This window comes from Okeanomitos corallinicola TIOX110, from assembly GCF_038050375.1.
In the GTDB taxonomy this organism is placed as follows: Bacteria; Cyanobacteriota; Cyanobacteriia; order Cyanobacteriales; family Nostocaceae; genus Okeanomitos; species Okeanomitos corallinicola.
In genome coordinates this window covers 4,549,040-4,564,410 of record NZ_CP150886.1, presented here as the reverse complement: position 1 = coordinate 4,564,410, position 15,371 = coordinate 4,549,040, and the positions used below count along the sequence as shown (strand labels likewise).

Below are 15,371 nucleotides of genomic sequence, written 5' to 3'. Positions count from 1 at the left end.
GTTTGATGATTTGTTTTTGGTTTTATTTAAAAAGTCATCATAGTCAAAGCCTGAAAAACTTATAATTTACTTAGCAATGAATAATTATCGCTTAGTTAAAATCAGTAAATATCTGAGTAAACATCTACGTCACACACCAGAAAAAATTGGTTTAAAATTAGCTGATGGTGGTTGGGTTGCTGTAGATGAATTATTAGCAGCTTGTGCCAAAAATAAGTTTATGATTACTCTGGAAGAATTAAAAGAAGTAGTGATTAACAATGATAAAAAACGCTTTAGTTTTGATGATACATTGACTTTAATTCGTGCTAATCAAGGACATAGTACAGAAGTTGATTTGCAATTAAAACGCCTAACACCTCCAGATGTACTTTATCACGGTACTGGAGAAAATTCTGTAGAATCAATTTTGCGAACAGGACTTGCTAAAATGTCTCGTCATCATGTACATCTATCATCTGATATTGGTACAGCTAAAATAGTAGGTGCAAGACATGGAAAACCTGTAATCTTTATAGTCAATGCTGCAAAAATGTCGCAAGCTGGTCATATTTTCTACTGTTCTGATAATGATGTTTGGTTAGTAGATCATGTACCAGTTAAATATTTGAAATTACTGTAAATGAAATCACTATAAAAGTAATATGAAATTAATAATAATTTGATTATGAGCATCTATTGACTTTTAATAAAATGAATTAAGATGGGATCTCCCCACCCTAATATTATTGATACCAGATTTAATTCTGGTAATTTAGTCAGGATTGAATCTTAAATATTCCTAACCCCAATCAACTTGCTATTAAACGCCAACTTTCTGTTTTGAAAATACACCATTTTCATCTTCATCAAACTGTTGATGAATTACATCCCAAGCAGACTGTTCTGCTGTAAACTCATCACTGGTTTTATCCAGGACAGAATTATATTTCTGAATAAATACCTGCTGTGCTGCTGGTGATAAGTGTGTGCGAACTTCTGGGGATAAATCTTCTGGACTGTTACAGCGGCCAGTACAAGGACGAGATAATGGTTTATCAATGGTGTGAATTTCTTCTCCACCTGCACTTTCAAACATTAATTGAAATTCACCGCTGCGATTGCTAGGAATTTCTGCCATTAATAAAAACTCACCAGCTTGTAAACGGGTTTGATAAACCGCAGCTTTTTCCTTTGGCATTCCCAAAGCAGTTAACACAGAAACCAAACCAGCACCTGCACTACCGGCAATCGCACCACTAGCAGCACCTAATAAAACTGCACCGATAGGACCTGCTGCGACAATTGGGCCAACAAAGGGAATAAATAAGACTCCCACACCAGTTAATAAGCTGAGGAAAGAACCAAACAGAGAACCAAAAACAGCGCCAGTTCTCAAACCACCCAAAATCACATCCTTTTTGGTGATAAAACCAGAAATTCGGGTTTCTGACTCAAAATTCCTACCCATGACCGAAATATGATCTTTCGGTACACCTTTATCTAGTAAACGGCGAATGATATTATCAACTTGTTTTTGTTCTTTAAATATGCTGGAAATAGTACGTTCGGCTTTATATTCGGCTGTCATGTATACAGACTCCTTATCTATTTTTTGGCGGTTTAATTAGTCCCTGAATTTAAAATTCAGGAGGTTTCTAATTTTTACTAATCATGATTACAGCAGGATAGCTGCTATTAAAAAATAGCCGGCTGCCTCAAGATTAGCTAATGCTAAATTTTAATTACACAGCAACAGGAATTTTAATTTCTGCTGTATTTGGTTCTAATCCTTGTCCTTCAATGAATGACCGTAACATCCAAGCCATTTCTTCATGTTCTTGCATTAAATCAGTCAAAAAGTCAGCAGATACTTGATCATGAAACTCATCACCACATCTATCTATATGATTCCGTAAATTGCGGATAATTTGCTCATGATCCTCTATTAATTGAGTTACCATTCCTGTTGATGTGGGAATTTCTCCAGTATGTTCTTTCAAGGTTGTAATTTGTAAAAATCCCGCCATTGTACTGGTTGGATAACCACCCAAAGTCCTAACTCTTTCTGCTAAATTATCAATATTTTCACTCAATTCTTGGTACTGTTCTTCCCATAGCTCATGCAATGTGCGGAATTGTGGCCCAACAACATCCCAATGATATTTTTTAGTTTTCACTAATAGTACATAAGAATCGGCCAGGTCTTGGTTTAACAAATTGATCACGCCGTAACGTTGTTCATCTGTTAAGCCAATATTGATTCTGTTGATATTCATAAATATTACCTGTGTGTCTTTCGTTGCATCTGCATACAATGTCTCAAAATATTGCCATGATCTGCATCAATCACAGGTAATATAAATTTACAATTCAATTTCTACCCTACGATAGAGAACAAGATTGACTTGTAAAATCTAAAAGTAGTCATACCAATTCTTTATAAAGCTAGAGAGGATAAAATATCCAGAATAATTAATGGGTTTTTATGTATAGCCTCACATTAAATTGGTATCTAGGGAAATATTAAAGAATAATATTGAAGCGTAAACGAAAACCAAAAATACAAATCTGAATGCTGATAGCAATCTCCTGTATCGCAAATTGAAGAAACTGCATTTGATATTTTCCTAACTATTTTCTGGCTTAATATTACTAGAAATAAAAAAAAAATTATCTATCTTGGGAGATAATTATCAAATTTGTATTTGAATTCATATCTACTAGGGTATTAATTAGTCACATATAATTGTCAGGGTTTAGTTGACTAATTAGGATAATTCCTATAGTTGATTACGAGCTTTTAGTTGCAAATATCGCTCAACTAATTGATCAGAAATTTGATTTGCTGGTGCGTCCAAAACCAGAACACCTCGTTGTTTTAACTGAGCAAAAGCAACTTGTCTTTGTGCTAATAAATCTAAAGACACTGCACGGGTATAGGCAGTTGTAATATTTCCAGTAGATGTGTGTGCAATTGTATCAATTTGCGGATCACGCAGAGTGACAGAAAAGGGTAAATAACGAGGTGCTAATTTAGATAAAGCTGCCAGTAATTCCGAAGAAGCAGTCATATCCACTAAATCAGTAATTATCACTACTAAAGCTCTGCGGGTTTGCTGTTGAACCACATGAGTAACAGCACCTAAATAATCAGATTCTAATAATACAGGTTCAATCGGTGTGAGTCTATCTATTAAGCGGTTGAGATGATTTTGTCCCCGTTCTGGGGGTATCCAGGAATGTATTTGCCGATCAAAAACAGCTACACCGACGCGATCGCCACGATGTAAACCTGCTAATGCTAGGGATAATGTAGTATTTAAACCCCAGTCAAATCGTTGTAAACCCTGAACTCTGGCAGTCATCAAACGACCACGATCTAATAATATCAATAGGGTTTGTTCCTGTTCTGGTTCTAAAACCCTCACCAGGGGACCCATGTTAGCGTAACTACGTCTAGCGGTGGCTTTCCAATCCACAAACCTTAAATCATCACCATTGCGATAATTCCGCAGTTCTGCAAATTCTGTACCTATTCCCATTTGGCGAACTTTGCGAATAGAACCAGAAGATTGTAAGGTCAGACGAATTGAGAGCGATCGCAAACCCATTAAATCAGGATATACTTTTACTTTTGTATCTTGGGGTATTTGCCAATCATGCCATCCTAAACCCCAATTTCCTAGCTGTCTAATTTGCATATTTCCCCAAGGAAATTCTCCTCGTTGTTTTGGGTTGACAGTGTAAGTTAATTCTTGAGTTTCATGTGCAGAAAGATTAGCATTAAGAGTAGGTGTAGAAACAGTAAAATCCGTTGGATAATAATCTCGAATTTGTACAACCGAGTTTGTATTTCCTGATTCTATCTTGAACAATACCGGATTATCACGACCAATAGATAAACGTAAAGGCAATTCCCGACTAATTTTTACCCGATTTTTTCTTACTTGCAAACTATCAATAACCATCAATCCTAAAACCACAACATCACATAATAAAGTTAGGATCAAGGTTTGGTAAACACCCAAAATCATAGATAAAATTGGGGAGATTAACATTCCAGCAATTAACAACAGGTAAGTCTTTTGAGATGGAATCATAATAGTAAGGAGATCGAGGATTCAGAAGTCAGAATTTCTAGTTTTTGACTATTGTCTTTTATCTATCTCGGCACAGGAACTTGGCCAATTACCGCAGATATTACCGCATCTATTTGTAAACCATCTAGCATTGCTTCTGGTTTTAAAAGTAAACGATGACGTAACAGAGGAGAAGCTACAGCTTTGACATCATCAGGAGTCACAAAATCTCTCCCAGATAACCAAGCAGATGCTTGTGCAGTCTGCAACCAAGCACCAGCAGATCGGGGAGATGCACCCAAAGCCAAATCGGGATATTGACGAGTTTTTCTCACTAATTCCAATAAATAATCAACGATAGCTTCAGATACTTGAACGTTTTTTACTGCTTGTCTAGCTTGTAAAATTTCATCTACTGTCGTTATTGGTTGTAATTTAGCAATATCCAATCTTCTGGCCGCAAAACCCGCTTGACGATTCAGTAACATTTGCTTTTCTGCGGCTTGATCTGGATAGTCTACAACTAACTTAAATAAAAACCGATCCAACTGTGCTTCTGGTAACGGATAAGTACCTTCAAATTCTAAGGGATTTTGAGTAGCAATTACCCAGAATAAATCCGGTAATGGTAAACTTTCACCATCTAAAGTTACCTGCATTTCTTCCATTGCTTCTAGCAGTGCTGCTTGGGTTTTTGGAGGAGTGCGGTTGATTTCATCTGCTAGTAGAACTTCTGTAAAAACAGGGCCTTGTTTAAGTAAGAAGTTCCGAGTATTTAAGTCAAATATATTTGTACCTGTAATATCTGATGGGAGGACATCCGGTGTGAGTTGAATTCGCCGGAAATCAGCTTTAATTAACTGTGCTAAAACTTTCACTAAAAGAGTTTTCCCAGTTCCGGGAACTCCCTCTAAAATGACGTGTCCACCAGATAATAATGCAATTAATAATTGTTTGATTAAGTGAGATTGACCAACAACTATTTGATTGATTTCTTTTCCTAGTTTAATTAATACAGGATGTGTTGCACTCATGTTTTTAAGATTTTTTTGCTAGATTTTGTGAGATGGGTTTAAAAATTAATTGGGAATGTTAATTGTCTTGGTGTTAAGTTTATGTATATTTTGCCATTTAATCAACCAGTCTAACAGTTCTTTTTCACTGATACGATGTTGTTTAAGTTGTGTTTTTAAGACTGATTCCAGTTCTGCTAAATTACTTTCTGTTTTTTCTGACCAAACTGTGAGTAAAATCTCATTTTCTAGGGGTGTTGTACCTAGTCCTAATTTTGCTTGTAGATTTCTTTTTTCTTCTTTACCAATCATTTCCACCACAAAGTCGCTAGATTGTGCTTTTTGTAATACTCCTGCTAATGCTTGAATATAAGCTTGACTATTATCTATTTCTGGTGTTTTTAAGGGTACGGCTTTACCAAAGCGACGATTTTTAGCCCAAATTAGCAATAATAATAATACACCTATCTGTATCAATAAAATTAATAGGGGAGTTTGTGCTAAATAACTGAATAAATCACCTTGTCCTTCTTTTTGTCTGGTATCAGGATCTTTGTAACCGTGGATATATTCATCTATGAGTATTTTCTGGTTATTTTTGTTAATTAAATCAGCTAAATAAATAAAGTTGGCTTCTCCTTGATAAGCGTTGGCAGCTAAATAGGGTGTGGAGGCTAAGATCACGTTTCCTGCACCATATTTCCTTTCCCAGACTACAGCACCAAAGCGATCGCCTAATTTCTCTTGTTCTGACTTGGAGTTTTTATGTCTTCGAGTTGTATCAATTTTAATATCACCAAAAGATGATTTTTGATTCGTGCTAAATGTTGCTGCTGTGGTTGGTTGTTTAACACCTAAAACTACTAATGTATTACCTTTTTCTACCCATTCAATTTCTTCTGAATATAAGTTTGCTGTTACTAGATCACCATAAACTTGTAATAAAGTTACTGGTTTTGTTTCTATCTCAATTTCACCAAAAGGTTTTTGCCACCGTTGGATATTTGCACCTTGAGCTTGCATAAAAGCATACCAAGCACCATAACCATCAGGTGCGCGATTATAACTAGAACCAGCATTGATTTTAGTGCTGGGGGCAACTATTGTACTGAGGATAATAATTACTGCTAGGGCGATCGCACTTAACCAAATTATACGTTGACGACGTTTCATATTTTTAGAGAATGGGTGACAGGTTGCATAATATTTTTACCAATGACCAATAACTAAATTAAGAATTAAATAATTCTTGATAAGCTTGCTGACATTGCTGATAATTTTCTGCTCGTATTTGCTGTTCACTAAAACACAATTGCTCATGGGTAGTAATTAAGGTTTCATAGGGTTGGACAGCAGTTATATTAGATGTTAATAATGTTAGATATTCTCCATCTGTGCGGCTTGGTTGTTGAAGTGCGATCGCTTTTTCATGCATTTGCTGTAACGTGGCTAAATATAGATAACGGCAGGCCTCACGGTAATTTTTCTGTTGATAAAATTCCTCAGATTTACTGATTAAAAAACTAATAGATAACTCACGGTAATTTACTTTGTCCGCAGACTCTTGAGAATTATTAAATCTTGCTAACCAAGCATAAATATAAGAATTAAATTCTTGCCATAAATGCCAAATTACCCAAATTACAAATAAACTTAATATCACCCAAAATAAAATTTTGAGTAACTCCCACATCCAAGGACTTATTGACCATCCAGGAGGTAATTCTGGTAAATTTTGCTGAAACTTGGAAAACTGGTAATCTAGCCATTCCCCAACTTGCCGCTGAAATAAATAAAACTGCCAACTCCAATTAGTTTTTTCAAAAGCTTCTGTATTCATAAGAATTATTAATTTATAATTACTTTATGTGCATAAATAACCAATCATCTGGTATTAGGTTACAGGCTTCTAACCGCTAATCAACAGCGGCTTTTTCATGATTATGTAGCCATTGACATTATGCCTACAAGTCACTCAAAAATCAAACCCGGTGACTATAGCTGTTGTATAAAAGATATATAGAAGAGCAATTTTCAAATGACTATTTACTTTTACAAAGCTGGGCAGCCCTATGGCTGTTTTTCTAACTTTTCTCCCCATCCTATAGAAATGGAGGGTGTTTGCTGGCCAACTGTTGAACATTATTATCAAGCTCAAAAATTTGTTGGTAGCAAGGATGAAGAAATTATACCTTTAATCCATGCTGCTAGTACCCCTGAAAAGGCAGCAGCCTTGGGGCGCTCTACCGCGAGGGCGTTGCGGACAGATTGGGAAATAGTGAAAACTGACATCATGCGAGTTGCTGTACTCAAAAAGTTCCTGACCCATGCTCAAATTCGAGAAGTATTATTAGTCACCGCTGATGAGATTTTAATAGAAAACTCACCTACTGACTATTTTTGGGGTTGTGGTGCTGATCATACTGGTGAAAATCATCTCGGTAAAATCCTCATGAGTGTGCGTGAGGAAATTCGTCAGTCTCTTTATATTTCAGTAAAAAGTAATACATAGCTCACAGTATATACAACTTTTAGAATGTCATAGTTTTAGCCTGCACGGCAGGCTTTGTTTGTATAAAAACAGACTTTGCTTATGTAAAAATCCTAAAAACAAGACCAAAAATATATGAAAATATATTTCCTATAATTACAAATGTTAACAGCAATTAATAAAAATTATTTAAAATAATAAACTTAAAAAACAGGAATCAAGTTTGAATTTAATTTTTGTTGATGGAGATAGTAATAGTTACTGACTTACTAAAAATAGGCGGTGTAAGTATAAGTCCACAAAGGTTTTTATAGCTTTAGCTAAATAATTTTTGGCTCAAAAATTGACTGAGATTTATTAATAACAGGCTAACACCAATCTAATACCAATAAGTATTATTACTGGAAAATATTTCAAAAAACTACATATAAAATTTATGTTATTATCTAAAGAAGATGAAGTTTAGTAAACAAAAGATCATAAATCTATAAAGGATTAAGTTATAACTCTACATAATACGAAGAGTTTAAATAATTAATTTTTTTTTGACAAGGTGAAGATTAATAATGACTTTTACCGATAAAGCAGAAAATTGGCAGCAAAGTATAGATCAGGAAAACTTACTACATCGAATGATCAAGCAGATCAGGCGATCGCTGGATCTGCAAGAAATATTAACAAGCACTGTTACAGAAGTTCGTTCCTTTTTAAGAACAGATAGAGTAAAGATATATAGATTTGCCGCTGATGGTAGTGGTGAAGTCATAGCAGAATCAATTCATCAACAGCAACTACCCTCATTATTAGGGTTACACTTCCCAGCTGCGGACATTCCCGAGTCTGCCAGAGAAATGTTTTTATTGACACGTCAACGTTCCATCGTGGATGTATCCGCAGGTATTATTGGCTTATCCCCACTAAAGTCAGCCAGGAATGGTAAATCCTTACGCACACAAAACATTCACTACCGACAAGTAGATCCATGTCATATTCAATACTTGGAAGCCATGGGTGTACTGTCTTCCCTCGTAGTACCGATTTTAGAATATGATCCTACCGGAGAATCAAAACAACCAAAACTGTGGGGTTTATTAGTTTCCCACCACAGTAAGCCGCGTACTGTTTTAAAGCGGGAATTAAAAGTAATTCAACAAATAGCGGATCAAGTAGCGATCGCCATTTCTCAAAGTCATCTTCTCAGCGAAGCCAGAGCTAAACAACAAAGAGAAGCAATTGTTAACAAAATCACAACTCTCCTACATCAATTACCAACAATTCAACTACAGAAAGCACTAGAAATAACCACTGCATCTTTCAATGGTATAGGTGGCAGACTTTATATTCAACAAACTCAAGAATTATACATCTATGGTAAACAACCGAATTTATCTGAAGAATCAGATCAAATACTAATTGAACAAAATCCAGTTTGGCAAAGCTACTTAACAGCTTACAAAGCCGGGGAAATTGGTGTAATTTCTGATTTGTATCAACAATCTAATTTAAGATTTTTGCACCGAGTATTTAAACAAACTCAAATTCGAGGAATAATGATTATTCCTCTACACTATCGAGAAAATCTGATTGGTGCATTAACAATTTTTCGTCCAGAATTTGATAGTGAAATCCTCTGGGCAGGAAGAAGCGATGCTAATATCCGTCAAGACTTACCACGTCTTTCATTTACAGCTTGGAGAGAAGAAAAAAAAGGACAAGCACCAGCTTGGAATCCTGAAGATATATCATTAGCACAGGCTTTGTGTCATAACTTCTCTATGGCAATTCAACAGCAGTTAACCACCCAAGAATTACATCTGTTAAATGCTAACTTAGAAATTAGAGTCAAGGAACAAACAGCAGAACTAGAAAAAACATTACTACTAACAAAAGCCATCAAACAAGTTACAGATCAAATTCGCATAACTTTAGATTTAAACACCATATTACAAACGATAGTCAAAGAAGTCCGCCCCTTACTAAACTCTGATCGAGTTTTAATTTATCAATTATTTAGTGAATCTAACGGTGAAGTAATTGTTGAAGAAGTTAGTGGTAATTGGCAATCAATTTTAGGGTTACAATTATCATCAGAATGTTTTCCCCAAGAATATGTACAACTCTATTTAGAAGGTAGAGTTAGAGCAATTCATAATGTTGCTACAGATCAACTTAGTGATTGCCATAGAGAATTACTAGAAAGTATGCAGGTGCAAGCTAACTTAATTGTACCCATCAAAATGGAAAAGCAATTGTGGGGTTTATTAGTTGCTCACCAATGTCAATTTCCCAGAACTTGGCAAGACGCAGAAATTGATTTATTACAACAGTTAGCAGATCAAGCAGCGATCGCCATTCAACAAGCACAACTCTATGAACAAAGCTGTGTAGCAGAAGCCAAAGCCACAACCAAAGCTGCCCAATTAGAACATACCTTACATCAACTGCAAGAAACCCAAGCTCAATTAATTCAAACTGAAAAAATGTCTGGTTTGGGGCAATTAGTTGCAGGTATAGCCCATGAAATCAACAATCCTGTTAATTTTATCTATGGCAACCTTTGTCATGCCAGCAACTATACAGAAGATTTACTTAAACTGCTCCAACTTTATCAATGCCATTATCCCAACCCCAGCACTGAAATTACATCCATAATTGAAGCCATTGACCTGAATTTCTTAGTACAAGACTTACCAAAAATCATGTCATCAATGCGATTAGGTTCAGATCGCATCCGTTCCATAGTATTATCATTACGCAACTTTTCCCGCCTGGATGAAGCTGAAAACAAGCGAGTTGATTTACACGAAGGTATTGATAACACCTTATTAATCTTACAGCACCGACTTAGACCACATAGTCAATTTCCTGGCATTAAGATAATTAAAGATTACGGTGATTTACCAAAAGTAGAATGTTACGCCGGACAAATGAATCAAGTATTCATGAATGTGATCAGTAATGCCATTGATGTCCTCACTGATGAGATAGAACAAAATCCTCATATAATTCATACTAAACCTTTACCCACTATTCGTATTTCTACTAGGGTATCTCCAACACATCCTTATTTATTGATTAGTATCGCCGATAATGGACCTGGTATGAGTAAAGATGTCAAAAAACGAATCTTTGACCCATTTTTTACCACTAAACCTGTAGGTAAGGGTACAGGATTGGGTTTAGCAATTAGTTATCAAATTATTGTCGAAAAACATGGTGGACTGATGGAATGTATCTCAGAACCAGGTAAAGGTACAGAATTCTGGATTGAAATTCCTGCGAAATTAGCAAAAGGGGAAAACTATTAAGCAATGACTCATGAAAGTTTAATACAGCAGAATTCAGGAGTCAGGAGTCAGGAGTGAAACTAGCTTGGTGTCTAAGTTTCAATTTTGATTCTGTACCTCATTTATCTGCAATCTGCTGTATCATGTTATTAGGATTATTTTTACAAAACTTAAACTAAAAATGAGTAATTACTATTAAATATTTATGAAATATCAAGTAACATGAAATCATTTGCTCATAAATAATTGACCTGATTAACCAACACAATAACTCAACCTTTCTTTACTTATTTACTAATAGAAAGTAAAGTTTAATTGCAAAAATAACCAAACAATTTTATGGGTGTTATTCTAATAATTGAAGCTACAGAAGAAAGCTTCCCTGGCAGATCAAACAGCTAGAGTCGTGAAGATAAGTAGTAAGAGGTAAAAACGCTGTTAAATTCCTATCTGTCTCGTCAAAACGCAACAACGCCCAACGCGAAAGCTGATATTCCCTCAAATTATTGAGAATCAGGGGGCAATGTAACTGGTTTTCATTACTTGTTTATCAAGTTGATGAAGCGTAGTACATCCCTGGCTAGTATAAACAAGGGGAGGGAGAAAACAGTTAGTAGATGTTGGGTGTTGTTGTGTTTATTAATAAGTCATTAGTCATTAGTCATTAGTCATTGGTAAAATTTTTACCCAATCACCAATCACCAGTCACCAATCACCAGTCACCAGTCACCAATACGTAAATTTGTACTACAATTGAATAGAAAAACAGTTTAAATAGCCTTTTATGTCAATAATTGCGCTCAGGGCGTGGTATCTACAAGATTATGAACCAATTTCAGAATTGGAAAACCGTCCTCCAGACATTCGTCTGAGTAAAAAAAGCCTCCTAAAATCGGGATTGCGTGCGGATTTTTTAGAAGATAGCGATGAAGTCAAAGCATCCACTTGGTTTAAACGCTATCTAGAAGGTGAAAATATAGAATTTTATATTGAGGGTAGTGGTGGTTATTGTGTAGCCAACATTGACTTAATTAGTCATGAAATTTATTTGACTAAACAGACATTGTTAGCACAACTTGAACCTACAATTTTTTTCTCTTATCAAACCGAATATGCAGCAGCTAGTGATTTAATTAGGGAACAACTACGAGCAAGCTTAGAAATTTTAAATAGTAAATCCCGTCTACCTTTAACATTAGTAGAATCATCACGTCCGAGTCATGCACCTTTACGGCTCAACCGTACTATGATGCGGAAAATTAAAAGAAGTTTATTATTTATTGCTGATACCACACCTATCACTGCGGTAGAGGGAAAAGAAGCTAGTCAACTAATTCCCAGTCCTAACGTTTGTGTAGAAATTGGTTACGCGCTGGAGAGTAAACGATCTGAACAAATTTTACTCATGTATCAACAGCGTCCAGAATTAGAAGGAGAATTTCCCTTTGATTTACCTATGCAACAAATTTTACAATTTAGCGACGGGGATGAACTGAATAAAACCCTCACATTAACGTTGGAAAACCAATTAGCAAGATTTAAATTATTTTTTTGATTTTTTATCTAGCAAGTATTGGGAACTGTTGGCGGAGAAGCCAGGTCATGATGGGGAAGAAAAAGTTGTGAACTCCTTCTCTGCTTTGGTGTAACTTCAACTGATTCCCTGTAATTCCCCTTTGCATTGGGGAGTAATTTAGTTAACAATGGGTTGGATGTATAGAAAATAATGTAAATTTATGCCCAGAACACCAAATGAATATGCTGTTCACCTATTGCTAGATAGTGGACATCGGGAAGAAGTGCGTTTTTCTACTTTTCCAGAGTTTCAGAAATGGTACACCAGTGTGTTGACACCAAAGCACGATTCTAACGAGTTTATTAACGTACCGATTAAGAATATTCAAGGTGAATATTTAGTGGTACGTCCGTCTAAAATTTTGGGGATTCGAGTAGAGCCTATTTTTAGTTCTAGTATTGAGAGATGATGAAAAAAACCCTTGCTTTATTGTCCTTGAGTCTGGGAATTGCGTTTGTAAATCCTGTTAGCTCAGTTGTAGCTCAAGTTACCATTCCCCAACCAGTACCTATACCAGTACCAGGAGCAGAACCAGTTACTCCTGAAGTAGTACCAGCGCTTCAACTAATTAGTCCTGAAGCTGCTTGTAATAGACAAAGATGTATCGGGTGGGATGAGCAACTGTGGGGAAGAAGTGGCGATCGCCAGGCTTTGTTAACTTCCATTGATAACAGTTTGCGTTATTTGGATAGTAAGAAAGCTGCGGAAGTTTACGCTAACTACCCCATCCCAGAGATTACTTTAGATCGGGTACGTCGTAGTTTATTGCGCTTCCGGCAAATATTGGCAAGTTCCAAGTCAGCTAAAGAACTACAAGCAGCCGTACATCGGGAATTTGTTTTTTACCAGTCCATAGGTAATGATGGCAAGGGTACTGTAAAATTTACTGCCTATTATGAGCCGGAATACACAGCCAGCCGTGTGCGAACCTCTGTGTATAAATATCCGTTGTATAACGTACCACCAGATTTTAAAGAATGGGCTAAACCCCATCCTAAACGGGTGGAGTTGGAAGGTAAGGATGGTTTACTGGGTAAAAAGAGTAAACTCAGTGGTTTAGAAATGCTTTGGTTTCGCAATCGCTTTGATCCCTACATGATTCATATTCAAGGTTCTGCCCAAATTAAGCTAACCAATGGAAAGAGAACCTCTGTCGGTTTTGCTGGTGGTACAGATTATCCTTGGACTAGCATTGGTGGAGAACTAGCAAAAGATGGAAAATTGCCATTGAGCGGTTTAACCATGCCTAAGTTAATTAGTTATTTCCGTCAAAATCCCAAAGAATTAAATAATTACTTACCACGTTGGGAAAGATTTGTTTTCTTTAAAGAAACCAACGGTACAGCAGCAACAGGCAGTATTAATGTACCTGTAACAGCAGAACGTTCCATTGCGACAGATAAATCGCTTATGCCTCCTGGTGCATTAGCACTGATTAACAACTCATTTCCTTTTCCTGCGGGTAGAGGCAGATTACAAAATCGCCGAGTTGATCGGTTTGTTTTAGATCAAGATACAGGTAGTGCAATTAAGAGTCCAGGTAGAGTAGATTACTTCATGGGTACTGGAAAACTAGCAGGAGATCGGGCTGGAATTACAGGCGGCAACGGATCACTGTATTATTTATTGTTGAAAAAATAGGAATTAGGTGACAGGTGACAGGTGACAGGTGACGTTAATATTTTTCCCCTGTCTCCCCTACACCCTACACCCTCTTAATATGGAGGATATCCAAATTCATCATCATCAGCATAAATATAAGAACTGGCAACACCAGCTATTTCTGCTTTAGAAGGTTCAGGCTTAATAACTTCCTTACCAAATTCTTTGTAATCTTCAAAAGTCTTACAAATTATTTCCGATTCTGGAGAATCTGAAGCAATCATATATTTTGTTAAAGTGGAAGCTGTAGGATGTTGATAATCTACAGTAGAAGCCACAGGAATCACATTTGGTTCAATACCTCTTTCTTCATATTCAATGATGGGGCAAAAAATCCCATGTGCATGAAATAAAGGACCCTTGGGGGTTAATGGTTTTTTCTGAAACTCAGCATAGGCTTTTTCTAATTCTCCTGCAAAACCACCAGTCAGTCTACCTTGTTGATATTCAGTGTAACTCTTACCAAAACTTGCGCCGGCTGCACCACTGAGGGTTAATTGTAGAGGCAAATGATGTAAAAACTTTTTATCTTCACCGACTAAAAAAATTAGATGACGAGTGTAAACTTTAAATTTAAGTTTATTAGCTAAAAAATCCTCTTTATAATCTTTAAAAGTACCTAATCTAATTTTTGTTTCTCTGTCTTGAACTGATAGAGGACCACGACGAATAATTACTAATCTGGGAGTAGTGGTAATAAAAATAGTACCTACTTCTCCCGTACTAAATTCATGTTCTATTTCTTGCCAATTATCATCAGGTTGAAAACCCACAGCTTGGGCATTATCGCTTTTAATTGCTAAACCATAACTTTGTAAACCATCCGCACCATAACGGGGGTTGATCATTAAAGCCCAAGGGAGGGTTTGGGATGGTGGAGCGTTAAATTTTTCGTCTTCAAAGTCGAATTTAGCAGATGCTGTAACCATTTTTTAATATCCGCGTGTTTTATTTTACAAGTTTGTCTTTTGTACCATCCTCATAGGAGGTGTGGCACTTTCTGAATTAGATTTTAACAATTTCAGTTCGGGAGTTGTTGGTTTGGGTTTAAGTAGGGTTAGTTGGGTATAATTGTTATATGAGTGAGGAGAAAAGGGAATGAACCACGAAGAAGCGAAGAACACGAAAAAACCTTAACGGGTGACAAGGCGGTAGAAGATGAGATGTGGCAATAATTTGAGAAAATAATGAATATTGAAGTTAATAGCTAAAAATTTTAAGGTTTATTCAGCAAGCTCTATTTACTTCATAATCTATAAAATAATTTAGCTATTAGGAGAA

13 protein-coding genes are annotated in these 15,371 nt (G+C 36.1%); 6 read left to right on the top strand and 7 right to left on the bottom strand.

The genetic code is table 11. The features are described 5' to 3' along the window. The first annotated feature begins 76 nt into the window (after positions 1–76). Positions 77–622: an RNA 2'-phosphotransferase gene (locus WJM97_RS20000; protein ID WP_353930511.1), complete on the top strand. Its 546-nt coding sequence runs from the start codon at positions 77–79 to the stop codon at positions 620–622. A 180-nt stretch (positions 623–802) separates the two neighbouring features. Here WJM97_RS20000 and WJM97_RS19995 read toward each other — a convergent pair whose 3' ends face one another. From WJM97_RS19995 to WJM97_RS19970, 6 genes are all read right to left on the bottom strand, one after another. Then, positions 803–1,570 carry a ChaB family protein gene (locus WJM97_RS19995; protein ID WP_353930510.1) on the bottom strand — a complete coding sequence of 256 codons (768 nt, stop codon included), beginning with the start codon at positions 1,568–1,570 and terminating at the stop codon, positions 803–805. Between the two features lie 154 nt (positions 1,571–1,724). Further along, on the bottom strand, positions 1,725–2,252 hold the full coding sequence (locus tag WJM97_RS19990) for a Dps family protein (protein ID WP_353933231.1): 528 nt from the start codon (positions 2,250–2,252) through the stop codon (positions 1,725–1,727). A gap of 510 nt (positions 2,253–2,762) precedes the next feature. Beyond that, positions 2,763–4,082, bottom strand: coding sequence for a DUF58 domain-containing protein (locus WJM97_RS19985; protein WP_353930509.1), 1,320 nt, complete (start codon positions 4,080–4,082; stop codon positions 2,763–2,765). Positions 4,083–4,144: 62 nt separating this feature from the next. After that, a complete protein-coding gene (locus tag WJM97_RS19980; protein WP_353930508.1) occupies positions 4,145–5,095 on the bottom strand; it encodes a MoxR family ATPase in 951 nt (316 codons plus the stop codon). 45 nt (positions 5,096–5,140) lie between these two features. Further along, positions 5,141–6,247, bottom strand: coding sequence for a DUF4350 domain-containing protein (locus WJM97_RS19975; RefSeq protein WP_353930507.1), 1,107 nt, complete (start codon positions 6,245–6,247; stop codon positions 5,141–5,143). 58 nt (positions 6,248–6,305) lie between these two features. After that, entirely contained in the window at positions 6,306–6,914 is a 609-nt protein-coding gene (locus WJM97_RS19970; protein WP_353930506.1) for a DUF4129 domain-containing protein, read from the bottom strand. 198 nt (positions 6,915–7,112) lie between these two features. On the opposite strand from WJM97_RS19970, the gene WJM97_RS19965 reads away from it, so the two are divergent. The 5 genes from WJM97_RS19965 (at position 7,113) to WJM97_RS19945 (ending at position 14,069) form a co-directional block, all read left to right on the top strand. Further along, on the top strand, positions 7,113–7,586 hold the full coding sequence (locus tag WJM97_RS19965) for an NADAR domain-containing protein (RefSeq protein WP_353930505.1): 474 nt from the start codon (positions 7,113–7,115) through the stop codon (positions 7,584–7,586). Positions 7,587–8,131: 545 nt separating this feature from the next. After that, positions 8,132–10,873, top strand: coding sequence for a GAF domain-containing protein (locus WJM97_RS19960; RefSeq protein WP_353930504.1), 2,742 nt, complete (start codon positions 8,132–8,134; stop codon positions 10,871–10,873). 763 nt (positions 10,874–11,636) lie between these two features. Continuing rightward, positions 11,637–12,407: a hypothetical protein gene (locus tag WJM97_RS19955; protein WP_353930503.1), complete on the top strand. Its 771-nt coding sequence runs from the start codon at positions 11,637–11,639 to the stop codon at positions 12,405–12,407. Between the two features lie 181 nt (positions 12,408–12,588). After that, complete coding sequence (locus WJM97_RS19950) at positions 12,589–12,837, top strand: hypothetical protein (RefSeq protein ID WP_353930502.1); 249 nt, start codon at positions 12,589–12,591, stop codon at positions 12,835–12,837. Continuing rightward, positions 12,837–14,069 carry a murein transglycosylase A gene (locus WJM97_RS19945; protein ID WP_353933230.1) on the top strand — a complete coding sequence of 411 codons (1,233 nt, stop codon included), beginning with the start codon at positions 12,837–12,839 and terminating at the stop codon, positions 14,067–14,069. The genes WJM97_RS19950 and WJM97_RS19945 overlap by 1 nt, the downstream gene beginning before the upstream one ends. A 74-nt stretch (positions 14,070–14,143) precedes the next feature. On the opposite strand, the gene WJM97_RS19940 is transcribed toward WJM97_RS19945, so the two are convergent. After that, positions 14,144–15,019 carry a DUF5895 domain-containing protein gene (locus tag WJM97_RS19940; RefSeq protein WP_353930501.1) on the bottom strand — a complete coding sequence of 292 codons (876 nt, stop codon included), beginning with the start codon at positions 15,017–15,019 and terminating at the stop codon, positions 14,144–14,146. Between the last annotated feature and the right edge of the window lie 352 nt (positions 15,020–15,371).